The 24,569-nt window shown below is 75.7% G+C and carries 22 protein-coding genes; 14 read left to right on the top strand and 8 right to left on the bottom strand.

The window, feature by feature from the left end; all coding sequences use genetic code 11:
• Window positions 1-47 precede the first annotated feature (47 nt).
• The 5 genes from H7K62_RS11425 to eccD form a co-directional block, all read right to left on the bottom strand.
• A complete protein-coding gene (locus H7K62_RS11425; protein ID WP_186718215.1) occupies window positions 48-392 on the bottom strand; it encodes a hypothetical protein in 345 nt (114 codons plus the stop codon).
• Window positions 393-425: 33 nt separating this feature from the next.
• A complete protein-coding gene (locus H7K62_RS11420; RefSeq protein ID WP_186718213.1) occupies window positions 426-716 on the bottom strand; it encodes a WXG100 family type VII secretion target in 291 nt (96 codons plus the stop codon).
• Window positions 717-746: 30 nt separating this feature from the next.
• Complete coding sequence (locus tag H7K62_RS11415) at window positions 747-1,070, bottom strand: WXG100 family type VII secretion target (protein ID WP_186718211.1); 324 nt, start codon at window positions 1,068-1,070, stop codon at window positions 747-749.
• 127 nt (window positions 1,071-1,197) lie between these two features.
• Window positions 1,198-2,520, bottom strand: coding sequence for a type VII secretion protein EccB (locus H7K62_RS11410; RefSeq protein ID WP_186718209.1), 1,323 nt, complete (start codon window positions 2,518-2,520; stop codon window positions 1,198-1,200).
• A gap of 4 nt (window positions 2,521-2,524) precedes the next feature.
• The gene (gene eccD / locus H7K62_RS11405) at window positions 2,525-3,976 is read right to left on the bottom strand and encodes a type VII secretion integral membrane protein EccD (protein WP_255480180.1); all 1,452 of its coding nucleotides are present in this window, start codon (window positions 3,974-3,976) and stop codon (window positions 2,525-2,527) included.
• Between the two features lie 109 nt (window positions 3,977-4,085).
• Between eccD and eccCa the strand changes: the two genes are divergently transcribed.
• From eccCa to H7K62_RS11385, 4 genes are all read left to right on the top strand, one after another.
• Window positions 4,086-7,889, top strand: coding sequence for a type VII secretion protein EccCa (gene eccCa / locus H7K62_RS11400; protein ID WP_186718205.1), 3,804 nt, complete (start codon window positions 4,086-4,088; stop codon window positions 7,887-7,889).
• Window positions 7,886-9,049: a MinD/ParA family ATP-binding protein gene (locus H7K62_RS11395; RefSeq protein WP_186718203.1), complete on the top strand. Its 1,164-nt coding sequence runs from the start codon at window positions 7,886-7,888 to the stop codon at window positions 9,047-9,049. The genes eccCa and H7K62_RS11395 overlap by 4 nt, the downstream gene beginning before the upstream one ends.
• A 473-nt stretch (window positions 9,050-9,522) precedes the next feature.
• Complete coding sequence (locus H7K62_RS11390) at window positions 9,523-9,924, top strand: hypothetical protein (RefSeq protein WP_186718201.1); 402 nt, start codon at window positions 9,523-9,525, stop codon at window positions 9,922-9,924.
• Window positions 9,925-9,992: 68 nt separating this feature from the next.
• Window positions 9,993-10,649: a S1 family peptidase gene (locus H7K62_RS11385; protein ID WP_222437469.1), complete on the top strand. Its 657-nt coding sequence runs from the start codon at window positions 9,993-9,995 to the stop codon at window positions 10,647-10,649.
• Here the strand turns inward: H7K62_RS11385 and H7K62_RS11380 are convergent.
• On the bottom strand, window positions 10,635-11,606 hold the full coding sequence (locus H7K62_RS11380) for an EamA family transporter (RefSeq protein WP_186718199.1): 972 nt from the start codon (window positions 11,604-11,606) through the stop codon (window positions 10,635-10,637). The two genes, H7K62_RS11385 and H7K62_RS11380, sit on opposite strands and share 15 nt — an antisense overlap.
• Window positions 11,607-11,673: 67 nt before the next feature.
• Between H7K62_RS11380 and H7K62_RS11375 the strand changes: the two genes are divergently transcribed.
• The 5 genes from H7K62_RS11375 (at window position 11,674) to H7K62_RS11355 (ending at window position 16,004) form a co-directional block, all read left to right on the top strand.
• On the top strand, window positions 11,674-12,228 hold the full coding sequence (locus H7K62_RS11375; RefSeq protein WP_186718197.1) for a CGNR zinc finger domain-containing protein: 555 nt from the start codon (window positions 11,674-11,676) through the stop codon (window positions 12,226-12,228).
• Window positions 12,225-13,589 carry a M20/M25/M40 family metallo-hydrolase gene (locus H7K62_RS11370; protein WP_186718195.1) on the top strand — a complete coding sequence of 455 codons (1,365 nt, stop codon included), beginning with the start codon at window positions 12,225-12,227 and terminating at the stop codon, window positions 13,587-13,589. Before H7K62_RS11375 ends, H7K62_RS11370 begins: the two co-directional genes overlap by 4 nt.
• A 191-nt stretch (window positions 13,590-13,780) precedes the next feature.
• Window positions 13,781-14,845 carry a recombinase RecA gene (gene recA, locus H7K62_RS11365; RefSeq protein WP_186718193.1) on the top strand — a complete coding sequence of 355 codons (1,065 nt, stop codon included), beginning with the start codon at window positions 13,781-13,783 and terminating at the stop codon, window positions 14,843-14,845.
• A gap of 56 nt (window positions 14,846-14,901) precedes the next feature.
• Window positions 14,902-15,342, top strand: coding sequence for a regulatory protein RecX (locus H7K62_RS11360; protein ID WP_370591733.1), 441 nt, complete (start codon window positions 14,902-14,904; stop codon window positions 15,340-15,342).
• Complete coding sequence (locus H7K62_RS11355; RefSeq protein ID WP_186718191.1) at window positions 15,342-16,004, top strand: DNA-3-methyladenine glycosylase I; 663 nt, start codon at window positions 15,342-15,344, stop codon at window positions 16,002-16,004. Before H7K62_RS11360 ends, H7K62_RS11355 begins: the two co-directional genes overlap by 1 nt.
• Here H7K62_RS11355 and H7K62_RS11350 read toward each other — a convergent pair.
• The gene (locus tag H7K62_RS11350; RefSeq protein WP_370591731.1) at window positions 15,955-16,755 is read right to left on the bottom strand and encodes a YqjF family protein; all 801 of its coding nucleotides are present in this window, start codon (window positions 16,753-16,755) and stop codon (window positions 15,955-15,957) included. The genes H7K62_RS11355 and H7K62_RS11350 overlap by 50 nt on opposite strands.
• Before the next feature lie 85 nt (window positions 16,756-16,840).
• Here H7K62_RS11350 and miaB point away from each other — a divergent pair, with 85 nt between their 5' ends.
• Window positions 16,841-18,331 carry a tRNA (N6-isopentenyl adenosine(37)-C2)-methylthiotransferase MiaB gene (miaB, locus tag H7K62_RS11345; RefSeq protein WP_186718628.1) on the top strand — a complete coding sequence of 497 codons (1,491 nt, stop codon included), beginning with the start codon at window positions 16,841-16,843 and terminating at the stop codon, window positions 18,329-18,331.
• Here miaB and H7K62_RS11340 read toward each other — a convergent pair.
• Entirely contained in the window at window positions 18,217-19,245 is a 1,029-nt protein-coding gene (locus H7K62_RS11340) for an EamA family transporter (RefSeq protein WP_186718189.1), read from the bottom strand. The two genes, miaB and H7K62_RS11340, sit on opposite strands and share 115 nt — an antisense overlap.
• A gap of 72 nt (window positions 19,246-19,317) precedes the next feature.
• On the opposite strand from H7K62_RS11340, the gene H7K62_RS11335 reads away from it, so the two are divergent.
• From H7K62_RS11335 to H7K62_RS11320, 4 genes are all read left to right on the top strand, one after another.
• The gene (locus H7K62_RS11335) at window positions 19,318-20,265 is read left to right on the top strand and encodes a LysR family transcriptional regulator (RefSeq protein WP_186718187.1); all 948 of its coding nucleotides are present in this window, start codon (window positions 19,318-19,320) and stop codon (window positions 20,263-20,265) included.
• A 65-nt stretch (window positions 20,266-20,330) separates the two neighbouring features.
• Window positions 20,331-21,191, top strand: coding sequence for an FAD binding domain-containing protein (locus H7K62_RS11330; RefSeq protein WP_186718184.1), 861 nt, complete (start codon window positions 20,331-20,333; stop codon window positions 21,189-21,191).
• Window positions 21,188-24,028: a molybdopterin-dependent oxidoreductase gene (locus H7K62_RS11325; protein ID WP_186718182.1), complete on the top strand. Its 2,841-nt coding sequence runs from the start codon at window positions 21,188-21,190 to the stop codon at window positions 24,026-24,028. Before H7K62_RS11330 ends, H7K62_RS11325 begins: the two co-directional genes overlap by 4 nt.
• Window positions 24,025-24,525, top strand: a complete 501-nt coding sequence (locus tag H7K62_RS11320) for a nucleoside deaminase (RefSeq protein WP_186718180.1) — start codon at window positions 24,025-24,027, stop codon at window positions 24,523-24,525. Before H7K62_RS11325 ends, H7K62_RS11320 begins: the two co-directional genes overlap by 4 nt.
• Window positions 24,526-24,569 lie beyond the last annotated feature (44 nt).

The raw sequence follows: 24,569 nt of genomic DNA, 5'->3' as shown, positions 1-24,569 counted from the left end.
CCCTCCCCGGTGGATCGATCGGCTCATCGGCCGGGTCATCGGGTGGGTCATCGATCGATGCCGGGGCCGGTGAAGGTGGCGGCCTGGCCCGGGGACCAGGCCGCGAAGGTGGCCGAGGTATCAGCATCATCAGCGGCGTAGCGCTCAGCGTTGGCTGTCAGGGTGGTGGCGCCGGTGGCGACGTCCCTGCTGGCGGTGCCGCCGCGGGAGGTGGTGTCCCCTGCGAGGCGCGCCAACGCCGCTGCCAGCGGTCCGCCACCGCAGGCCGAACCGGCGGACGTGCACGCGCCGGCACCACCAGTGGTGGCCTGGGTGACGTCGCCTGCGTCGGTGGCCAGCTGTGTAGCGCCGGTGTGCAGGTCGGGGAGGTCGACCTCGAACAGAGCACCCATCTGTGACTTCCTCAGCCCGACCTCAGCCCGACCTCAGGCCCAGGCGGCGGTGTTGGCGTTCTCCCCGGCCTGGTAGGTCTGGTTGGAGGTGTCGGTGGCGGTCTGGAACTGGGTCAGGGCGCTGGTCAGGTCGTTCCAGGCGGAGTCCCACTTGGCCTGCGCGCCCTGGTAGGCGGCCTGGGCGGAGCCCTCCCAGGTGGCCACCATCGGGGCGATCGCGGCGCGCAGGTCATCCATGCGGGTGCCCTGGGCGGCGACGCCGGCGGCGATGTCACCGACGGCGGTGTCCAGGGCGCCGAAGGTCACGCGGATCTGGTCAGCCATCTCAGAGATCCTCTTTCTGCAGTGAGGGGTTCAGAAGCCGGGGGCGGCGAAGTTGGACCCGGCCGCGGACAGGGCCGACTGCGCGGAGGCGTCATCGGAGGTGTAGCGGGCCTCGTTGGCGGAGATGAGGCGGGAGATCTCATCCAGGGCGGCGTTGAGGCGGGCGTTGGCGTCGGAGTAGCGGGCCTCGGCGCCGGTGAAGGCGGTGCGTCCGTCCCCGATCCAGGCTCCTTCCAGGGCGGTGAGCTTGTTGAGCAGGCCGGCCAGGTCGGTGCGGATGAGGTCGGCGTCGCTGAGCACCCGGGTGGCGGTGGTGCGCATGGTGGTGGTGGAGGTGTCGAACAGCCCAGCCATGGGAGCTCCCTTGCGGTTCTCGCGTGGTCGTCTGGTGATCTTGCGGGAGCAAACTGCCACGAACCGGACTCGAAGAGAACCAAGAGATGGTCAAGGTCGGCTGTGGATGTGCTGGAAGGAAGCCTGGTCAGCGACTCGCCGTCATCGCCGGACCACGCCCAGCGATCGCGAGCCACGTTCGGGGCAGCGCTAGCACCTGCTCGCGTGACAGCCCCAGCGCGCTGAGCGTGCGGTCGTCGGAGACCGGGTACGCCGTCCCCGCGCTCACCACCGACACCCCGTCGCGGCTCGTGGACGCGGCGGACCCCGGGGGCCCGACGAGCACACCGGACCCTGGGACCTGGTGCCAGACCGTGCTCACCGCAGCGCCGGTGCTGTCGGTCACCTGCTGGGCCGGGGACGCCTGGGTGCCGGAGGCCTCGACGCTGCTGAGCACCTGCAGCTGGTCCGTCGCACTGTCGAGGCACCCGACGACGTCGTCCTCCCGAGCCGGAACGCGGGGCGGCGTCGAGGGCGCGTCCGCCAGGCCCACCGGAGCACCGCGCGGTGCTGCGGTGAGCGCCGGCCCGCTGACCTGCCTCACCGGGGCCGGGGCCAGGAGGGCGCTCGTCGTGTTGACGAAGGGGTGGAGCTGGCCGCCCTGGACGAGGAGGCGCTCGCCACCACCCGCCACCTGGACGACGTCGCCGGGCTGTCCCACGCCCTCCACGCCGCCACCGTCCGAGGGCGAGGGAACGGTCAGCGGGGCGAGGGTGACCCCGCGGGGCAGCAGGTCCAGCCAGGCCCGCGGCACGGTCCTCACCTGAGCGGGGGAGTAGCCGAGAGCCTCAGCTGCCGTGGCGTTGACGGGGTAGGCGGCGGCCCCGGTGACCAGGAGCCAGTCCGAGGTTCCCGGAGGGCTGACGAGGAGACCGTCCGACGCGCTCGGCGCGGTCTGGACGGTGCCGGTCCAGACGTCCAGACCGGGGCTCGCGCCGAAGCCGGTGCACGCCAGCAGCGGTCCGGGGCGGGCTGGTACCACCGGCGGGGTCTCGGGCAGATCCGCCCCGGGCAGCTGGCTGCCGACGGGGACGCCGGCCAGGGCCTGGTGGGGCACGAGCACGGGCTTCGGGGCTGCGCCGGCCAGCAGGGCGCTGGTCAGCGTCGGTGCGGGGTGGAGCACGCCGTCCTCGATGACGTAACGCGCACCGTCGGCCTCGTCGACCACGAGCGTGCGGTCGTCCCGCCATCCCGGCGGGGGCCGATCGGTGAGGAAGGCGACCCCGCCGACCACCGCAGCCACGATCGCGGCCACCACGACGCCCGCGGCGAGGGCGGTGTTGGGGCGCAGGGCCACGTCTTCCAGGGCCAATGAGTCGCCGCGCTGCAGGGCAGCGACGGCGCGCGCGCGGGCGAAGTCCTCCGCCTCGATCAGCGCTCGGCGTCCGGCGCTGCGCTCCGCCCGGTTCACCGCGTCACCAGGAGGCGGCCGCGTCAGACGCAGCGGTGTACAGGCCGAGCACCCATCCCAGCAGCGGGAGCACTCCCAGGGCGAGCACCGCCTCGGCGACGTCGAGGGCGCGGCGCACCCGCGGGCGGGTGAGGCGCTGGGCCAGCGCGTCCTCGCCGCGGGCGGCGCGGACCACCACGACGAGCGCCGCAACGACCCCGGCGAGTGCCACCGCGGCGATCGCCAACGCCCACGCGCGCTGGTCGGGGGTGCCGACCGCGAGGCGGCCCGCTCCGGCGCCGACGACCACTGCGCCGGCCACGGCGAGCGCCGTCGACTCCACGGCGAAGCGGCTGCGGCGCGCGCGCAGCGCCACGACAGCGGCGAGCACCGCACCGAGCACCGCGTCGCTGACCGGACCGGCGAGCACCAGGACCGTTCCGGCGGCAGCGATGACCGCAGCCGTGCCGGTGCTCGCCGCGGTGAGCAGCTGACGAGCCGACCTGCCGCGCCGTCCGAGCTCCTCGCGGGCCCGGTCGCCGGGGGAGTCGGTGCTCCACAGGGAGCTGCGCGCCATCAGGTGAGGCAGCACCGCCACGACCCACACCAGGACGACGGCGACGACCGCCGCGGTGGTGCGCAGGCTCAGCGCACCGCTGCTGGGCAGGGCCGCAGCACCTGCCAGGAGCGTGCCGGCAGTGGCCACCCCCACCCACCACGCGCGGTGCGCCGGGACGACGACGACGGCGACGAGCGCGCCGACGGCCGCGGCCGCGGCGGTCAGGAGCACCCGGTGCAGGCCGTCCGCGCCACCGGCGAGCGCCAGTCCGCCGCAGGCCCAGGCGGGCAGCGTCGCTGCCGCGACCGCGACGGCGACGCCACCGTCCCGGCGCAGCTGGGTGGCGACGCCGCAGAGGACGACGGCGAGGGCCAGCGGCAGCAGGTGGGTCCCACCTGAGGCGCGCCCCACCTGGAGGGCGGCGAGCGAGGCGGTGACGCCGAGCACCACGGCGGTCGCGACGAGCACGCCGGTAGCGGCACTCGACGTCCAGCGCCCGGCGGACGAGGCGCCGGCGGCGAGCGCGTCGAGCGCGTCGTCCACCGCGACGGCGAGCGGTGGGGGCTCACCCGCGGTCAGGTGCAGCACCTCGCCGTCCACGGGTCGTACTGCCCCGAGCGGGTGGTCCGGAGGCAGCGGCGCACCACCCAGGCGGTGCAGGTGCCACGGGCCCTCGAGGGCCAGGGGAGCACCCGGGGCGAGGGACGTCACCAGCTCGTCGACCACCTCGGCGGTGGTCAGCCCCAGCGGCAGCGAGACGTCGACCGGTCCGGTGGGTGTCACGGCCCTGACGCGCACCCACCCGGCCGCCGCTGTGGACACCGTGCGTTCCGGGCCTGTGACCAGCAGTGATGGCTCGCGATGAGATGCCCGGTGTCCTGCTGCCGTGGCAGACTCCGCGGCTGCGGGACTGATCATCTCCGCGTCGGTGGAGGGGGGTGGACCGGACATGGCCGACATCGTGGTGCACCGTCCACCGCGCCAGCCACCGCAACCCGATCTTCCCGACGTCCCTCGGCTGGGACCGGTGCCGGTGCAGCCGCAGGGGAGCACGGTGGGCTGGACGTACGCCCTCTTCCCGGTGCTCGGCAGCGGTGGTCTGCTGGTCATGGCCCTGGTGGGCGGCAACCCCGCGATGCTGGTGGCAGGCGGCGCCTTCGTGCTCGGGTCGATCGGCATGGGCCTGCTCATGTGGACCCAGATGCGCCGCCGGACCCGCGGGCAGGGCGGGGTGAGCCGGGTCCGCTACTTCACCCGTCTGGCGGACGTCCGCGACGTGCTCGACCGCGCTGCGACGCAGCAGCGGGACGAGGCGCGTGCAGTGCACCCCGACCCCGGCCACCTGGTGTCGGTCGCCCGCACGGCTCGGTTGTGGGAGCGCCGAACGGATGACGCCGACTTCCTGCACCTGCGGTTCGGCGAGGGGTCGGTGCCGGCGCTCGTTCTGCCCGCGCTGCCCGAGGTCGACCCGTCCCAGGCCGTGGATCCCGCTGCCCGGGGCGCGGTGGAGCGCCTCCTGGCCACCCGCTCCCGGGTCGCGGACTGCCCGGTGGTCGTGCCCGTCGCGGGGGCCACGACAGCGCTGGTGGGTGATCCGGAGCAGGTGCGCGCCGCGGCGAGGGCGGTGCTGGGACAGCTGGCCGTGCTCCACGCCCCGGACGACGTGCGGGTGGCCGTGTGCCTGACGCATCAGAGCGCTCCAGGGGCGGCACGGGTCTGGGAGTGGGCCTCCTGGCTGCCCCACGCCCACCACCCGGGCGACGCGGACGGCGCCGAGCAGCCGCTGCTGGCCAGCAGCCCGGAGCACCTGCTGACGCTGCTGGGGCCCGAGCTCGACCGCCGCCGGGCACTGCTGGCGCGGGGCAGGACGCCGGCGTCGTCCGAGGCGGACCGCGGACCGGCCCTCGTCGTCGTCGTCGACGGCTGGCCGGGGGCGCCGGACCCCCTGGCGGAGCTGGCCGCGCTGGGGCCGACCGGCGTGACCCAGCTGAGGCTCGTCCCGACGCGGGAGCTGGCGCCGTCCGGAGCTGACCACGTGGTCGAGGTCGGCCCGCGCGGTGCCGACGGCCGTCCGTCGCTGGGGGTCGACGGGGACGGCCCTGGCGGCGAGGGTGCTGCCGCGGACGAGCTGTCGGTGGCAGAGGCCGACGTGCTGGCCCGGGCGCTGGCGCCGCTCAGGCTCGCCCCGCGCAGGGAGGGAGCAGCCCTGACGCAGGTCACGGGTCTCGTCGACCTGCTCGGTGTGGGAGACGCAGCGGCCGTCGACCCGGCGCTGACATGGGCCGCGCGCCCCGAGCGCAGCCTCCTGGCGGCCCCCCTGGGCGTGGACGTGGACGGCCGCCCGGTGGAGCTCGACCTCAAGGAGTCGGCCCTGGGCGGCATGGGGCCGCACGGCCTGGTGGTCGGTGCCACCGGCTCGGGCAAGTCCGAGCTGCTCCGCACGCTGGTCACCGGGCTGGCGGTCACCCACTCCCCGGACGACCTCGCGTTCGTCCTGGTCGACTACAAGGGCGGGGCGACCTTCGCCGGTCTCGGAGCCCTTCCGCACGTCGCCGGCTCGGTGACGGACCTCGAGGACGACCCGGGCACCATCGAGCGGGTCGCCGCGGCCCTGAGGGGTGAGCTGCGACGTCGGGAGCAGGTGCTGCGCGACAGCGGGAACCTCGCCAGCATCCGCGAGCACCGCCAGCGCCGGCTCGCCGGTGCCGACCTGCGGCCGCTGCCGCACCTGCTGGTGGTGATCGACGAGTTCAGCGAGCTGCTGGCGCAGGAGCCGGACGTGCTGGAGGTCTTCGTGGCGATCGGACGCCTCGGCCGCAGCCTCGGGGTGCACCTGCTGCTCGCCACCCAGCGCCTGGAGGAGGGGCGGCTCAAGGGCCTCGACAGCCACCTGTCCTACCGGCTCGCGCTGCGCACCTTCAGCGCAGCCGAGAGCCGCGCGGTCATCGGCAGCTCCGACGCCTTCGAGCTGCCGCCGGCGCCGGGCTCGGCCTACCTCAAGGTGGACACCACCACCTACCGGAGGCTGCGGGCCAGCACGGTCTCGGCCCCGTACGTCGAGCCCCACCGCCAGCAGCCGGTGCAGGCGCGGCCGGTGCCGAGGCGCCTGGTGGCGTTCGCACCTCCCGACGACGTCGTCACCGCGCTGCCGCCGCTGGGGCTGGACCTGTCGGACCCCGCGAGACGGTCCGTGCTCGACGTGCTGGTCGAGCGCCTGGTCCCGGCCGCACCGCGCGTGCACCAGGTCTGGCTGCCGCCTCTGCCCGGCCTGGTCGGCCTGCCGGGGCTGCTGGGGAGCGTGCCTCGCGAGCCGCGCGTGCTGCAGCCCCTGCTGGGGGTGGTGGACCTGCCCGAGCAGCAGAAGCGGTCACCCTGGGTGCTCGACCTCACCAGCGCCGGGGGACACGTGGGCGTGGTGGGTGGTCCCGCCAGCGGCAAGACGACGCTGCTGCGCTCCCTGGTGGTGTCGCTGGCGCTCACGCACACCCCCGACCAGGTGCAGGTGCACGGCCTCGATCTCGGCGGTGGCGGGCTGCGCGACGTGGCGGCCCTCCCGCACGTGGGCACGGTCGCCGGCCGCGACCAGCCCGAGCTCATGCGCCGGGTGGTCTCCCAGATGACGGCCCTGGTCGAGGAGCGCGAGGGCGAGGACGCGCAGGACCGCCCGCACGTGCTGCTGCTGGTGGACGGCTGGGCCGTGCTGCGCGCCGACCACGAGGAGCTCGAGGCCCCGATCACCGCGCTGGCCACCCGCGGGGCAGCGGTCGGCTTGCACGTGGTGGTCACGAGCGGACGCTGGTACGACCTGCGGAACGCGCTGCGGGACCAGCTGGGCCTGCGCTGCGAGCTGCGGCTGGGAGAGCCCGGGGACTCCCTCGTGGACCGCCCCGCCGCGAGGCGCCTGCCCGCCCACGTGCCTGGCCGCATGATCGTGAGCACGGCCGCCGGGCCCCGTGAGGTGCAGGTCGCCACGGCAGGAGAGCCCCCGGTGGTGCGCGAGCTCGCCCGGACGTTCGCGACGACGTGGACGGGGACGACGACGCCGGAGATCGGACTGCTCCCCGACCTCGTCCCCCTCGACGACCTGCCCAGGGCGGTCGGAGGCGGTGAGCCCGGCGTGGCGATCGGCCTGCGCGAGCGGGACCTGCGCCCGGTGCACCTGGACCTGCTGCACGGGCCCGACCCGCACCTGCTGGTGGTGGGCGACGCCGGCTCTGGGAAGACGGCGGCGCTGAGGACCCTGCTGCGTGCGCACACGCGCCGCTGGACGCCGGCGGAGCTGCTCGTGGTGGTGGTCGACTACCGACGAGGCCTCCTCGACGCCGTCGACGAGGCCCACCTGTCCCAGTACTGCGCCTCGGCCCCTGCTGCTGCCGGGACGATCGCCGCGCTGGCCGAGAAGCTCGTCGCGCGGATGCCCGGACCCGACGTCACCCGGGAGCAGCTGCGGGCCCGCAGCTGGTGGGACGGGCCCCAGGCACTGGTGGTGGTCGACGACCACGACCTCGTGGCCGGGCCCTCCGGTGACCCGCTCGCACCGCTGGTCGAGCTGCTGCCCGTCGCGGCCGACGTCGGCCTGCACCTCGTGGTGGCCCGGGCCGCCGGAGGCGCGGCCGCCGGCCTCGCCGGACCCACGCTGCGGCGCCTGCGCGAGCTGGGCTCGCCCGGCCTGCTGCTGTCCGGCCCGCGCGAGGAGGGCCTGGTGCTCCACGGCACCCGGCTGCGCCCCCTGCCACCGGGCCGGGCCCTGCACGTGACCCGAGCTGAGCCGCCCTCGCTGGTGCAGCTCGCCTGGACCGCTGATGACGACGTGGAGAGGACCGGACCGTGACCACCGACCCCGCAGGCAGCCCGACCGCTGGACGGCCGGCGCGCTCGCACCCGTTGGCCGTCCCGACGGACGCCACGCAGGTCGAGCGACCGGTGGACCTGCCCGCCACCGACTGGGACCGCGTGCGCCGCGTGGTGCAGCAGCTGCAGCCCGCCGACGACGCCACTCCGTTCCAGCCGGCCCCCGCGGTGGCGCCCGCGCCGACACCCGCCCAGGCGCCCCCGACGCTCGAACAGCTCATCGCCGCCCGCCCCGCGGGACGTGAGCTGCCCGCCCAGTGGGGGTGGCGCGGCGCGCTGCACCGCGTCACCCGGGGGAGGGTCTCCCTGGCACCGGGCGCCGCCGAGCAGGCGCACCGGGATGATCTGGCGGCCATCGCGCGGCCGTTCGAGGGCTCGCGGACCGTCGTCGTCGTCAACCCCAAGGGTGGGGCCCACAAGACCACGGCGTCGCTGCTGCTGGCAGCCACCCTCGGGCAGCACCGCGGCGGCTCGGTGCTGGCGTGGGACAACAACGAGACGCGCGGCACCCTCGGCTGGCGGGCCCGGCCGGCGGACCACTCGCGCACCGCCGTGGACCTGCTCCACGCGCTGCCGCAGCTCACCGCGCAGCGGCCGCTGCGCGTCGGTGACCTGGACGAGTACGTGCGCCACCAGGCGTGGGCGCACTTCGACGTGCTCGCCTCCGACGAGGACGCCGCCTCCGCCGCGCTCGTGGACGCCGCCGCCTTCCAGAGGCTGCACGCGGCGCTCGCGGCGCAGTACCGGCTGGTGGTGGTGGACACCGGCAACAACATGCGCGCCTCGAACTGGCAGGCGGCGCTGGCCGCAGCCGACCAGCTGGTGGTGGTCTCCACCGTCCGGGAGGACACGGCGCAGTCGGCGGCGTGGCTGGCGGACGCGCTGCGGGCGGCTGGGCACGAGCGGCTGGTCGCCGAGGCCGTCACCGTGCTCACCGCGCCGGCCAGCGGCCGGGACGCAGCGGGCAGCGAGCTCGACGCGCGCATCGAGAGCCACTTCGCGCGGCTCACGCGCACCGTGGTGCGGGTGCCGCATGACAGGTCGCTCGTGGCCGGGGGGCCGGTCGACCCGGTGGTGCTGTCGGCGAGCACGCGCCGGGCGTGGGAGCGGGTGGCCGCGGCCGTGGTCTGCGGCCTCTGAGGTGCCGCGCAGGGTTCGGGGGCCACCGCCGTCCGTTCAGCCGTCCGCTCCAGGTGGTCGAACTCGTTCAAGACGACCTGGCACAGGAGCACGTCCTCGCGCCACTCCTCCCCGAGCGGCTGGAGCCAGACGTACGTCACCTCGGGTCGCTGCAGCCGGTCGAGCCACATCGTCACGATCACGTGTCCGAACTGGCTGACCTGCAGGACGACGTCGGGTGCTTCGGCCCTGCCGACCAGCACCGTGACCATCTCTCCGGCCGAGAACCGGGCCTCCGCCTCCGCAGCGGACCTGACCGGTCCGTGGGGCGCACCGAGGGTCTCGTCCCAGTCCTGGTAGCGGTGAGCCTCCCCGGAGATCACGAAGGGGAAGGTGACCGCTGCACTGCCGGTGGAGGAAGGTGCCGGGGTCGCTGGGCCCACGGATCTGGGCAACCTCCGGCGAGCGGACCCCCCAGCGGTCACGATGGGTGCGTGACCCAGCTGCCGACCGTGGTGCGGCCCTCCGTGGTGCCGGCGCAGCGGTCGTGGCCGGACGTCGAGGTGGTGCCCACCGCCGCTCCCACGGCGCCGCTGCGCGAGCGCCCGCGCCGGCGGGAGCGGCGCGGCGCGGGCGCAGGCGTCGTCGTGGGTCTGGTGGTCGCGCTCGTGCTGGCGCTGGGCGCCGCCGCGTACCTGTGGGCCGTCAGCGACGCCTGGCAGCAGCGCGCCCAGAGCTCGGAGGCCCAGCGTGCGCAGCTGGTGGCCACGTCGGCCCAGCTGCAGCAGCGCGTGGCGGCGGTCCACGCGGACCTCGCCGCCTCTGACGCGCGCGTGGAGCAGCTGGCCGCGGAGAAGGCCCGCGCCACGGACCTGCGCGAGGCGGCGGACCGCTGAGGCGCTCGGTCGTCGGCGGGGCCGCCGTCGTCGTCCTGGGTGCGCTGGGGACGGCGGGGTGCGCAGCGGTGCCGCAGCTGCCGCCGGTGGACCCCGTGGCGGCGGACCCGGCGGCGGTCGCGTCCAGCGCAGTCGCCTCCGCCGACGCCGCCGACGTCCTGCGGACCGCGGTGAGCGCGTCGGTGCGGGTGCGCACCGTGGGCTGCACCAGCGTCAAGACCGGGTCGGGGTTCGCGCTGGACGCTCACACCCTGGTCACCAACGCCCACGTCGTGAAGGGCGCCGAGCAGCTGCAGGTGGACACCTGGGACGGTCACCAGCTGGCCGTGGCGGGGTCGGTGACGGCCACGGTGGCGGACCTCGCGGTGGTGAGCACCCGCGAGGAGCTGCCCGCCACGGTGCCGCTGGCGTCCGCCGACCCGGTGGGCGGGGAGGCGGTCACGGTGGTCGGCTACCCGCACGGGGAGGCGCTGGCGACGGCGACCGGCGTGATCACCGGCCCCGTGGACGACCCGCTCCACACGGCCGCGGCGCAGGTGCTGCGGCTGGAGGCGCCGGTGGCGCCGGGCAGCTCCGGGTCAGCGGTGGTCGACCGCAGCGGAGCGGTGGTGGGTGTGGTCTACGCCGGCGCGACGACCGGCGAGGACGCGTACGCGGTGCCGGTCAGCACCCTGCGCGCCGCGCTGGCGGCCCAGGGCCCGGCGGACGCCTCAGCCCGCTGCTGAGGACCTGTCGCTGCGGACGACGACGATGCCCGCGAGCACCACGGCCCCGCCGACCAGCTGCACCGCGGTGAGGTGCTGGCCCAGCAGCACCCACGCCCACGCGGCGGCGAAGAGCACCTCGGTGAGCGCCACGAACGACGCCGGCGCCGCCGACAGGCGGCGCGCCGCGGCGATGCCCGTGCCGTAGGCGAAGGCGGTGGCGATGGCCACCATGCCGAGCACCACCGACCACCACGGGACGGCGGACCCGGCGAGCGCGACGTCGCCGGTGGTGACGCCCATCGGCAGCAGCCCCACCAGGGCGGCGGCGCCGAGCGCCGCGGCGCCGACCAGCATGCCCACCCAGGAGAGGGCCAGGGCGGGGACGCCGCTGCCGTCGTGCGCGGCGAGCACGAAGTACACGGCCAGGCAGACCCCGGCGGCGGCGGCCCAGACCAGGCCGGTCCCGCCGGTCAGGCCCTCGCCCCCCACGCCGAGCACCAGCGCGAGACCGGCCAGCGCCGCGAGGCCGCCGAGGGCGGTGCGCAGGCGGGGGCGCTGGCCGCCGACGGTCCACGCCCACGCGACCACCAGCAGCACGCCGGAGTACTCGATGAGCAGCGCCAGCGACACCGGGACGGTCTGCACGGCGGCGAAGAAGCCGAGCTGGCAGCCGGCCATGGCGAAGACCCCGAACGCCAGCGCGCGCCAGCGGGCCCGCCACAGCAGGTGCCAGCGGCCGCGGAGCTGGGCGACGGCGATCGGCGCGAGCACGAGGGCCGCGCCCAGCATGCGCGCGATGACGGCCGAGCCGGGCGTCCAGCCGGCGTGCAGCAGCGCGTTGGCGAAGATGCCGGAGGTGCCGAAGGCGGCGGCGGAGGCGAGCGCGTAGACCAGCCCGCCGCGTGCCGTGGCGGCCGCGGCCTGGGCCGGGAGGGTGGACGATGCCGTGGTGGCGGCCACCGGTGCTGCTGTCATCAGTCAAACCCCTCTACGCTTGTGACGCCGAGGCAGACGCTAGCGGTGCGCCGTGAAAGGAGTCAAGATGCTTTTCGCTCATGACACCGAGCGCGAGCTCGCCGCGCTCGTCGCCATGGTCAACACCGCCGGGCACGTGTCCGGCGAGGAGGGGCTCCCCGACGTCGCGGCCCTCGACGCCTTCTGCGAGGAGCACCGCTGGAGCGGCCGGCGCGACCACGACCTCGCCGAGCTGGAGGCGGTCCGGGAGCTGCGCCCCCGGCTGCTCGCGCTGTGGGACCTCGCGCTGGCCGGCGAGGAGGAGCGGTTCGTGGACCTCGTCAACGCGCTCCTGTCCGAGGCGCGCGCCCTGCCGCAGCTGGTCCGCCACGACGGCTGGGACTGGCACCTGCACGCCACCCCTGACGACGCCCCGCTCGACCGCCGGATGGCCGTGGAGGCCGGGATGGCGATGGTCGAGGTGGTCCGCCGAGGCGAGCTCGGCCGTCTGCAGCGCTGCGCGGGGGAGGACTGCACCGACGTCTTCGTGGACCTGTCCAAGAACCGCTCCCGCCGCTTCTGCGACGGGTCGTGCGGCAACCGGGCCGCCGTCGCCGCGTACCGGGCGAGGATGCGGGCGTGAGCCCCGCCGCCGCTGCCGCCGTCGACGTCGTCGCCGCGCTGCAGGCGGCCGTGAGGTGCCCGACGACGACGGGAGACGCGGCGGCGTCCACCGCGCTGCACGAGGTGCTGGCTCAGGCCTTCCCGCGGGTGTTCGCCCAGCTGGAGCGCGTCGCGGTGCCCGGTCGCCCGCGCACCCTCCTCCTGCGCTGGCGCGGCTCGGGCGGCGCCGGTGGGGAGGCGGCGCCGCTGGTCCTCCTGGGCCACCAGGACGTCGTCCCCGCCGGGGTGGAGAGCGCCTGGACCCACCCGCCCTTCGGCGGGGTGCTCGCGGGGTCGGCGGAGGGTGAGGCCGTCTGGGGGCGCGGGACGCTGGACGACAAGGGCCCGCTCGTGGTCGTCCTCGCCGCTGTGGAGGGACTGCTCGCCGAGGGGTTCGTGCCGGCGCGCGACGTCTGGGTCTCGTCCGGGACCGACGAGGAGACCGGCGGCGCCTGCGCCGTCGCGGCCGTCGGCGTGCTGCGCGGGCGCGGCGTGCGGCCGTGGGCGGTGCTGGACGAGGGCGGGGCCGTGGCGCACGGGGCGCTGCCGGGCCTGCGGGCGCCGCTGGCCGTGGTGGGCGTGACGGAGAAGGGCAGCACCGTGCTGCGGCTGGTGGCGCGGGGTCGCGGCGGGCACGCGTCCACCCCGGCGCGCGGTGGTCCGGTGGCGCGCCTGGCCCGGGCGGTGGTGGCGCTGGAGCGCGCCGAGCGACGGGCCGTGCTCGGGCCGGTGGAGGTGCCGGCGGCGACGCGGGAGCTGCTGCGCCGCGTACTGCCGCGGCCGGTGTCCGGGCTCGTGGACCGGTTCCCGGCGGTGGCCGGGCGCCTGCTCGTGCTGGCCGGGCCGGAGAGCGCCGCCATGGTCCGCACCACCCTCGCCTTCACCGCGATGCAGGGGTCGGCGGCCGTCAACGCGGTGCCTGACGAGGCCTGGGTGGGCGCGAACGCGCGGATCATGGCCGGGGACTCCGTGGACGCGGTGGTGCAGCGCGTGCGCCGCGCCGTGCGCGGCTGCGGCGTGGACGTGGAGGTGGTCGAGCGCGGCGAGCCCAGCCCCACCTCGCCCTTCTCCACGGCTGAGGACGACGACGAGGCGTTCGCGCTGCTCGAGCGGTGCACGGAACGGGTGTTCCCGGACGCCCTGGTCACGCCGTACGTGACGATGGCCGCCACCGACGCGCGCTCCTTCTGCGGCCTGGGCGGCAGGGTCTACCGGTTCTCCCCGCTGCGCATGAGCAGGGCCCAGCGGGCGTCGATCCACGGCGTGGACGAGCACGTCGCCGTCGCCGACCTCGCTGACGGGGTGAGGTGGACCACGGCCCTGCTGCGCGACCTGCCGTGAGGCGCGCCGATGTCGAACGCGCGTTCGGTCAGCGGGAGTAGTGTGGGTCGGGTGATCGCCGCGCAGGGCCGCCCGTCCACAGGGCGGGCGCTCGCGGCGACGGACTGTCGGTGGTGGCGCCTAGCGTCGTCCCCGAACGCACCGCAGCAGCGCCCGGCCGGTCCGGGTGCCCGTCGACAGGGGTGATCCTCGTGGCCGCACCCGCCACCAAGACCAACGACAAGTCGAAGTCGCTCGAGTTCGCCCTCGCGCAGATCGACAAGCAGTTCGGCAAGAACACCGTCATGCGCCTCGGGGACGAGGTCCGCGAGCCGATGAAGTTCATCCCCACCGGGTCGACGGCGCTCGACGTCGCGCTCGGCATCGGCGGGCTGCCCCGCGGCCGCGTGGTGGAGATCTACGGCCCGGAGTCCTCGGGAAAGACGACCGTCGCGCTGCACGCGGTGGCGAACGCCCAGAAGGCGGGCGGCATCGCGGCCTTCATCGACGCCGAGCACGCGCTCGACCCCGAGTACGCCAAGAAGCTCGGCGTCGACACCGACGCCCTGCTGGTCTCCCAGCCCGACACCGGTGAGCAGGCCCTCGAGATCGCCGACATGCTCGTGCGCTCCGGGGCGCTCGACATCCTCGTCATCGACTCCGTGGCGGCCCTGGTGCCCCGCGCCGAGATCGAGGGCGAGATGGGTGACAGCCACGTCGGTCTGCAGGCCCGCCTCATGTCGCAGGCGCTGCGCAAGATGACCGGTGCGCTGAACACCGCCGGCACCACCGCGATCTTCATCAACCAGCTGCGCGAGAAGATCGGCGTGATGTTCGGCTCGCCCGAGACCACCACGGGTGGAAAGGCGCTGAAGTTCTACGCGTCGGTCCGCCTCGACGTGCGCCGCATCGAGACGCTCAAGGACGGCAACGAGCCGGTTGGCAACCGCACCCGCGTCAAGGTGGTCAAGAACAAGGTCAGCCCCCCGTTCAAGCAGGCCGAGTTCGACATCCTCTACGGCGTGGGCATCTCCCGCGAGGGCGGTCTCATCGACATGGGCGTGGAGCACGGCTTCATCCGCAAGTCCGGCGCTTGGTACACCTACGAGGGAGACCAGCTCGGGCAGGGCAAGGAGAACGCCCGCACCTTCCTGCGCGACAACCCCGACCTCGGCGACGAGATCGAGCGCAAGATCAAGGAGAAGCTCGGCATCGGGCAGCCCGCCGCTGCCGCCGACACCGTCGAGCTGCCGGCCGAGGCCAAGGTCGACTTCTGAGCACGCGTCAGGGCGGCGGCGTCGGGGGAGACCCCGTCGCCGTCGCCCGGGACGTCGTGCTCCGCCAGCTGACCGCGGCGCCCCGCAGCCGGGCGCAGCTGGAGAAGAAGCTGGCCGAGAAGGGCGTCCCGGACGAGGCCGCCGAGCAGGTGCTGAGGCGGTTCACCGAGGTGGGCCTCGTCGACGACGCCGCCTACGCCGAGGTGCTCGTGAGGTCCCAGCGCCTCACCCGGGGCCTGGGCCGGCGGGCCCTGGCGCACGAGCTGCGCGCCAAGGGCGTCGACGACGCCACCGCGGCCGCCGCCCTGGAGCAGGTCGACGACGAGGCCGAGGAGGCCTCGGCGCGAGACCTCGTCGCGCGGCGCCTGCGGTCGATGGGGGCGCTCGCTCCCGAGGTCCAGACCCGGAGGCTGGCCGGGATGCTCGCCCGCAAGGGGTACCCCCAGGGGCTGGTCATGAGGGTGGTGCGCGAGGCCGTGCGACAGGAGGAGGAGTAGTGGACGTCGTCGTCGGTGCCGACGGGGTCCCGCGCTGCGCGTGGGGCACCTCCACCCCGGACTACGTGGCCTACCACGACACCGAGTGGGGCTTCCCGGTCTGCGACGACCGGCGCCTGTTCGAGAAGCTGTGCCTGGAGGGCTTCCAGTCCGGCCTGAGCTGGCTGACCATCCTGCGCAAGCGGGAGGTCTTCCGGGCGGCGTTCGCCGGCTTCGACCACGAGGTGGTCGCGCGGTTCGACGACGGCGACGTGGAACGGCTGCTCGGCGACGCCGGCATCGTGAGGCACCGCGGCAAGATCGAGGCGGCCATCAACAACGCCGCGCGCGCCCGCGAGCTGGTGGCCGAGCACGGCAGCATCGCCGCCTACGCGTGGAGCTGGGCGCCCGACGGTGAGGCAGAGCGCCCGTTCGAGGTGCGCGCCACCTCGCCGGAGTCGACGGCCATGAGCAAGGACCTCAAGAAGCGCGGCTGGAAGTTCGTGGGCCCCACCACCGTCTACGCGTTCCAGCAGGCCATGGGCCTGGTCAACGACCACGCCCCGGGCTGCGCGACCCGCGAGGAGGTGTCGGCGGCCCGCGCCGCGTCCACCCCGCCGGTCAGCCGCGCCGTCAGCCCCGCCGCGGCCGCCGGGCGTCCCCCGGCAGGCCGAACCGGGTGACCACCCCGGAGGAGAAGAGCACCGAGTCGGGCTCGCGCGCCGCCAGCTCGGGGAAGCCGACGTCCGCGAGCAGCCCGTCCTCGAAGGCCTCCACGGAGGCGGTGCGCAGCGGCCACGGGCCGTGCTCGTTGGGCACGTACCAGGTGCGGCCGAGGTGCTGCTGGTGCAGCCCCCAGCGGGCTGTGAGGAAGCGGGGCAGCCCGTCGTCGTCGTGGGCCTCGGTGGGGGACAGCTGCGCGCCGAGCGACAGCTCCAGCCGCTGGCAGACGCCCGAGCGGTTCCCCCGGCCGCGCAGCGCGTAGGCCACCCGGGCGCCCTCGGAGGTGGCGCGGCGGCCGAACGCCATGGACGACCAGCGGTACGGCAGCCCGAACGCGGCTTGCGCCCCGGCCACCACCACCAGCCGCGAGCACTCCAGGGTGACGAAGACGATGCCGCGCCGGCCCGTGTCGTCCACCGAGTACAGCCGCACGTTGGTCTCCAGGAACGTGCCCGCCCACGGCACCGCCGGGCCGACCTCCCGCGGGCCGAGTCCGGCGCCGACCATGCGGAACGGCACGAGCGCCACGTACGTGACGCCGTCCAGCACGTCGGGGCGCACCCCCGGCGGCATGAGGTGCGCCACCCGCTCCGGCGGCACGGCCCAGTGCAGGAACGCGGCGTCGCGCCAGGCCTGCTCCATCATCACGGGGCCGTGGAGGTCGGGTGCGTCGGCGATCGCCTCCGGCTGGACGACCTGGGTGCTGCTCACAGCCACCTATCCTCATCGGGTGGTCGTGTTCCAGCCTGCCGAGCCCGTCGAGCGCACGTACGCCGTCCGCACCTACGGGTGCCAGATGAACGCCCACGACTCCGAGCGCCTCGCCGGGCTGCTCGAGGACGCCGGCTACTCGCGCGCCGACGACGAGGCCGGACGCTCGGGCGAGGCCGACGTCGTCGTCCTCAACACCTGCGCGGTCCGCGAGAACGCCGACAACCGCCTCTACGGCAACCTGGGCCACCTCGCGAGCGTCAAGGCCCGCCGGCCCGGCATGCAGATCGCCGTCGGCGGGTGCCTGGCCCAGAAGGACCGCGACGTCATCCTGGCGAAGGCGCCCTGGGTGGACGTCGTCTTCGGCACCCACAACACCCACGCCCTGCCGGCGCTGCTGGAGCGCTCCCGCGTGCAGGCCGAGGCGCAGGTGGAGGTGCTGGAGGAGCTGGAGGTCTTCCCCTCCACGCTGCCGCAGGCCCGCGAGTCCGCGGCCAGCGCGTGGGTGTCCATCAGCGTGGGCTGCAACAACACCTGCACGTTCTGCATCGTGCCGGCGCTGCGCGGCAAGGAGAAGGACCGCCGCCCCGGCGACGTGCTGGCCGAGGTGGAGGCGCTGGTCGCCGACGGCGTGGTCGAGGTGACGCTGCTGGGGCAGAACGTCAACTCCTACGGGACGGGGATGGGTGAGCTGCGGACCGGCACGGGGAACTCGGCCTTCGCCGACCTGCTCCGCGCCGTCGGCCGGGTGGACGGCATCGAGCGAGTGCGCTTCACCAGCCCCCACCCGGCGATGTTCACCGACGACGTCATCACCGCCATGGCCGAGACGCCCACCGTGATGCCGCAGCTGCACATGCCGCTGCAGTCGGGGTCGGACCGCGTGCTGCGCGCGATGCGCCGCTCCTACCGGAGCGAGAAGTTCCTCGGCATCCTCGACCGGGTCCGCGCGCAGATCCCTGACGCCGCGATCAGCACCGACATCATCGTCGGGTTCCCGGGGGAGACCGAGGAGGACTTCGCCGAGACCCTCCGCGTGGTGGAGGCGAGCCGCTTCGCCAGCGCGTTCACGTTCCAGTACTCCCAGCGACCCGGCACGCCCGCCGCCACCATGCCCGACCAGCTGCCCAAGGCGGTGGTGCAGGAGCGCTACGAGCGGCTCATCGCCCTGCAGGAGCGCATCAGCGAGGCGGAGGCGGCGCAGCAGGTGGGCCGCACGGTCGAGGTGCTCGTCGCCGAGGCGAAGGGCAAGAAGGACGGCGCCAGCCAGCGCGTCTCGGGCCGTGCCCGCGACAACCGGCTCGTGCACGTCGGGCTGCCGGCCGACCTGCCCGAGGCCGACCGCCCGCGCCCGGGTGACGTGGTGACCGTCCGGGTCACGCAGTCAGCGCCGCACCACCTGGTGGCCGACGTGCCCGCCGGCTCACCGCTGTCCGTGCGGCGCACCCGGGGTGGCGACGCCTACGACCGCCGCCAGCTCGCCTCGTGCGGCGTGCCGGCACAGGGCACCGGAGCCGGCGCAGGCGGGCGCTCCGTCGGGCTGGGGATGCCCGCGCTGAGGGTCCCCGTCTCCTGACGGCGACGGGGGCGGGAGGCGCCCAGCAGCACCCCGCCCACCACCACGGCGCCGAGCGCCACCTCGCGCCACGGCGTCGCCTCGCCCAGCAGCACGTGCGCGGCCACCATCCCGACCACCGGCACGAGCATCGAGAACGGGGCCACGGAGCTGGAGGGGTGGCGCGCCATGAGCGCCGACCACACCACCTGGCCGACCAGCGTGGCGATGAGCACCGTGAAGGCGAGCCCGGCGATCGCCAGCAGCCCCGTCCGTGAGCCGAGCCCCGTGAAGGCGTCGCCGATGCGCGCCGGCCCCTCGAGCACGAGCGACGCCAGCGCCAGCGGCAGCGGCGGCACCACGGACACCCACAGCACCAGCCGCAGCGACTCGGTGGCGCTCGGCGGCTGGCCGGCCGCCATCCGCTCCCGCCACGCCAGCCGCGAGCCGAGGTTGCCGAACGCCCATCCCAGGCCGCCGAGCAGCGTCAGGACCACCGGCAGCAGCGTCGCCGCGCCTCCCAGCTCCGCCCGCGAGGCGGCGATCCCCACCAGCCCCACCACGGCGACGCCGACACCGGCCACCTGCCGTCCGGTGAGCCGCTCGCGCAGCAGCGCGCCGGCCAGCACCACCGTGAACGGCGCTGACGACTGCAGCACCAGCGACGCGAGCCCGGCGGGCATGCCGACGGCCATGGCCGTGTAGAGGAAGACGAACTGGGCCACCCCGAACCCGGCCCCGTAGGCCAGCAGCCAGCGCACCGGCACGCCGCGGGGGCGCGGCACGAGGAGCACCACCGGCACGGCGATCACGGTGAAGCGCACGGCGGCGCACAGCAGCGGCGGGAACTGCTCGAGGGAGGCGTGGATGGCCACGAAGTTCAGCCCCCACGTCACGGCGACGAGCAGGGCCAGGAGGCGGGCGGTGAGCGGCACACGACCACGGTGGGGTGACGGTGACTGTGCAGTCCATCGACATCTGCCACACCGACCGTGCAGTCTGGCTTCATGGACACGAGGGCGCTCGAGGCGCTGCGCGCGGTGAGGACCCAGGGCGGTGTCACGCGCGCCGCCGCCGTCCTCCACCTCACCCCGTCCGCGGTCTCCCAGCACCTGGCCTCCCTGACCCGGCAGGCCGGGGTCCCGCTGACCGAGCGGGTCGGGCGGGGGCTGCGCCTCACGGCCGCGGGCCTGGCCCTCGCCGAGGCCGCCGACGACGTCGCGGTGGCCCTCGAACGCGCCCGCACCGCCGTGCTGGACGCCCACCGCGCGGCGACGGGCCTGGTGCGGGTCTCGGCCTTCTCCTCCGGCGCCGAGCTGCTGCTGCCCGGTCTGCTGACCCGCCTGGCCGGCAGCGGCGTGGAGGTGGAGTGCACCGACGAGGACGTGCCCCTGGACGACTTCGCGCCGCTGACCGACCGCCTCGACGTCGTCATCGCCCACCGCCCCGAGGGCGAGCGCGCCTGGGTCGACAGCCCGGGCGTGCGGGTGGTGCCGTTGCTGCGCGAGCCGCTCGACGTCGCCGTCCCCCTCGGCCACCGCCTCGTGGAGGTCGCGCAGCAGCACGGCGGCGTGCGGCCCGAGCACCTCGACGACGAGCGGTGGATCGCCGTGAAGGAGGGCTTCCCCGTGGCGGAGGTGCTGCGGGCGGTGCTGGGCGCCGGCCCCGGCAGCGGCGAGCGCGCCCCGCGGGTGGTCTCGCGCATCAACGACTTCCACGTGGTGCTCGAGCTGGTGGCCGCCGGCCACGGCATCTCCCTGCTGCCGCGCTACACGTGCGGGCGCCACCCCGGGGTGCGGCTGCTGCCGCTGCTCGGGGTGCGCGCGGGGCGCCAGGTCGACGCCCTCGCCCGCGCCGACACCGCCGAGCGGCCCGTGGTGCGCCGGGTGCTCACCGAGCTGACGGCGCTGTCGGCGGAGCTGGCTGGCGCGGCCCGCGGGCCGCGCGGCGGGTGAGCGCTCGGGGTGAAGTGGTGCAGGAGGAGCCCGCTGCGGCGCACCGTCGCCTACGGTGCCCGGTGATGGACCTGCACGGCGTCACCGCCCTCGAGCCCGCCGGGCCCGTGCTCGACGGGACGGCTCCGACCGCGCCCGGCGACGTGTGGCTCGCGGGCGGCACCTGGCTGTTCTCGGAGCCGCAGCCGGCGGCCCGCCGGCTGCTCGACCTGACGACCCTCGGCTGGGTCCCGCTCTCGGTCGACGACGACGGCGCCCTGCGCGTCGCGGCGACCTGCACGGTCGAGCAGCTCACCCGCTGGCAGGCGGCGCCGCCGCTCGTGGGGCAGTGCGCCGACGCGTTCCTCGCGGGGTGGAAGGTGCAGGGCGTGGCCACCGTCGGCGGGAACCTCGTCACCGCCCTGCCGGCGGCGCCCATGGTGTCGCTGTTCGCCGCGCTGGACGGCGTGGCGCAGCTGTGGGCGCCCACCGGGGCCGGCGGGGTGGTGAGGCGGCAGCTGCCGGTGGCCGAGCTGGTCACGGGTGACCACGCCACGGCCCTGGCTCCCGGAGAGCTGGTCCGCGAGGTGGTGGTCCCGGCGTCGTCGCTGGCGGCGCGCACCGCGTTCCGCCGGGCCAGCCTCACGCCGCTGGGCCGCTCCGCCAGCCTCGTGGTGGGTCGCCTCGACGTCGGGACGGGGGGCGGGGGCGAGCTCGTCGTGACGGTGACCGCGGCCACGCGGGCGCCGCTGCAGCTGCGCTGGCCGTCGTCGTCGTCGCTGGTGGAGGCGGGGGGCCCAGACGCGGCGGCTGCCGCCGTCGACTCCGCGGTGGACGGCTCCGAGCCCCGCCGGACCTGGCACGACGACGTCCACGGCCACCCCGCCTGGCGCCGCGCGATGGCGCTGGCCCAGACCGCGGACGTGGTGCGGGAGCTGCTCGCATGAGCGCCGTCGTCAACGGCCGCCCCGACGAGCGGGAGCCCCGCCCCGGGCAGTGCCTGCGCACCTGGCTGCGCGAGGGCGGCTGGACGGGCGTGAAGAAGGGCTGCGACGCCGGGGACTGCGGCGCCTGCACCGTCCACGTGGACGGGCGCGCCGTCCACTCCTGCCTCTACCCGGCCGCCCGGGCGCAGGGCCGCGAGGTGACGACGGTGGAGGGGCTGCGCCACCCCTGCCAGCAGGCGTTCCTCGACGCGCAGGCCTTCCAGTGCGGGTTCTGCACCGCCGGCATGGTCATGACCACGGCGGCGCTGCAGGACGGCCAGCACGACGGCCAGCACGACGGCCAGCTGCAGGACCTGGGCCGCGCGTTCAAGGGCAACCTGTGCCGCTGCACCGGGTACCGCTCCCTCCGCGACGCCCTCGCGGGACGCACCACCGTCGACCGCGACCCGGCCGCCGGCGCCGCCATCGGCCGCAGCACCCCCGCACCCGCGGGCCCCGACCTGGTGCGGGGCGCCGCGAGGTTCACCCTCGACGAGCCGCCACCCCCGGGGATGCTCCACCTCGCGGTGCTGAGGTCCCCGCACGCCCACGCCCGGGTGGTGGGGATCGACACCGCCCCGGCGCTCGCGGTGCCCGGGGTGGTGCGCGTCATCACCGCCGACGACGTCGACGGTCCGACGGCGCTGACCAGACCCGTGCTGCACTCCTCCGCGCGGCACCACCGGTCCTCCGACGACCCCGACGACACGCTCGTCCTCGACAGGGTGCTCCGGTTCGCCGGGCAGCGGGTGGCCGCCGTGGTGGGGGAGTCCGTGGCAGCGGCCGAGGCCGGCGTCGCCGCGCTCGTGGCGGGGGTGACCTACGAGGTGCTGCCGGCCGTCTTCGACCCCGAGGAGGCCATGCACCCGGCGCGCACCGGCGCCCCGGTGCTCCACGGCGACAAGGACCCCTCGCTGACCCGCGTCGCCCGGCCCGCCGACAACGTCGTCGCGGAGGTCCACGGCCACCTCGGTGACGTCGAGGCCGGCTTCGAGGCGGCCCGGACGGCCGGTGGCGCGGTGGTGGAGGGGACGTGGCGCAGCCAGCGGCTCGCCCACGCCGCCCTGGAGACGCACGCCGCCCGCGGGTGGCTGGACGGGCCGCTGGCCGAGGGCGGCCGCCTGGTGGTGCGCTCCTCCACGCAGACGCCGTTCCTCACGCGCGACGCGCTCGCCGTCGTCCTGGGGCTGCAGCGCGAGCAGGTGCGCGTGGTGGCCGGACGCGTGGGCGGGGGCTTCGGCGGCAAGCAGGAGATGCTCACCGAGGACCTCGTCGGCCTGGCCGTCCTGCTCACGGGCCGCCCGGTGCAGTGGGAGCTGACCCGCGCCGAGCAGTTCTCGGCCACCACCACGCGCCACCCCATGGCCGTCACGGCGCAGCTCGGCGCGCTGCCCGACGGCACGCTCACGGCCATCTCGGTGCGCGTGGTGTCGAACACCGGCGCGTACGGCAACCACGCGCCCGGCGTGCTCTTCCACGGCTGCGGGGAGTCCCTCGGGGTGTACCGCTGCGCGAACAAGCGCGTCGACGGGTGGGCCGTCTACACGAACACCGTGCCCGCCGGCGCCTTCCGGGGCTACGGGCTCTCGCAGCTGGTCTTCGCCGTGGAGTCCGCGATGGACGAGCTGGCCCGCGCCCTCGGCATCGACCCGTACGACCTGCGGCGCCGCAACGCCGTGGTGCCGGGGGACCCGATGACCTCGACCACCGACGAGCCCGACGACGTCGTCTACGGCAGCTACGGCCTCGACCAGCTGCTCGACCGCGTGCAGACGCACGTCGCCGCCCAGCGCGCGGCCGTCCGCGCGCAGGCCCCGGCGGGCTGGCCGGTGGGGGAGGGCATGGCCATCTCCATGATCGACACCGTGCCGCCGCGCGGGCACCACGCCGATGCCGCCGTCGCGCTGGTGGCCGACGACGACGGCGGGGCCCGCTACGAGGTCCGGGTGGGCACGGCGGAGTTCGGCAACGGCACCACCACCGTCCACGCCCAGATCGCCGCCACCGCGCTGTGGACCACGCCCGACCGCGTGAGCGTCCGCCAGTCCGACACCGACGTCGTCGGCCACGACACCGGGGCTTTCGGCTCCACCGGCACCGTGGTGGCCGGCCGGGCCGTCCACGCCGCCGCCGACGCGCTCGCGTCGCTGCTCGTGGAGACGGCTGCGCGGAGCGCGGGCGTGCCGCCGCAGGCCTGCCGGCTGGACGGCGACGCCGTCGTCGTCGCCGGGTCCCGCGTGCCGCTGGCCGACCTGGCGGCGGCAGCGGCGGCCGGGGGAGCCGAGCTGGTCGGGCGGGGCGAGTGGGGCGGGACGCCGCGGTCGGTGGCGTTCGACGTGCAGGCCTTCACCGTCGCGTGCGACCCGGCCACCGGCGAGGTGCGGATCCTCGCGTCCGTGCACGGCGCCGACGCCGGCGTGGTGGTCAACCCCGAGCAGTGCCGCGGTCAGGTCGAGGGCGGGGTCGCCCAGGCGATCGGCGCGGCCCTCTACGAGGAGGTCCGCCTCGACGACGCCCCCGGCGGGACGGGCGCGGTGACCAACCCCGCCTTCCGGACCTACCACCTGCCCACCTGGGCCGACGTCCCGACGACGACCGTGCTCTTCGCGGACACCACCGACGCCGTCGGCCCGATGGGCGCCAAGTCGATGAGCGAGAGCCCCTACAACCCCGTCGCCCCGGCGCTGGCCAACGCGGTGCGGGACGCGACGGGGGTCCGGTTCCACCGGCTGCCGATGGCGCGGGACAGGGTCTGGCTGGGGTGGCGGTCCGGTGAGCGAGCAGAGGAGACGGCATGAGCGAGCTGGAGTGGCTGGGACGGGCGATCGACCTGGCCCGGGAGAACGTCGACGGCGGGGGCGGGCCCTTCGGCGCCGTGGTCGTCCGGGTGGGCAGCGGCTCCGGCGACGGCGGCGAGGTCATCGCCACCGGCACCAACCTCGTCACCCCCACGCTGGACCCGACCGCGCACGCCGAGGTGGTCGCCATCCGCAACGCCTGCGCGGCGGTCGGTGACTTCCGGCTGAACGGGTGCGTGCTCGTGTCCTCCTGCGAGCCGTGCCCGCTGTGCCTGGCGGCGTCGCTGTGGGCGCGGGTCGACGGCGTGGTCTACGCCGCCGACCGGGACGACGCCGCGCTCGCCGGCTTCGACGACCGCGCCTTCTACGAGCTCTTCGCCGCCCCGCGCGAGAAGTGGCCCGAGATGGGCTCGATCCGCGTGGCGCACCTCGCCCACGACGACCGGCTGGCGCCCTTCACCGCGTGGGGCTCCCGCGCCGACCGCGTGGACTACTGACCCCCACCCCTCCCCGTGATCATGGACCTCCCGCGCGGCGGGGC

This window comes from Quadrisphaera sp. RL12-1S, from assembly GCF_014270065.1.
Taxonomy (GTDB): Bacteria; Actinomycetota; Actinomycetes; order Actinomycetales; family Quadrisphaeraceae; genus Quadrisphaera.
This window is presented reverse-complemented; position numbering and strand designations above follow the sequence as displayed.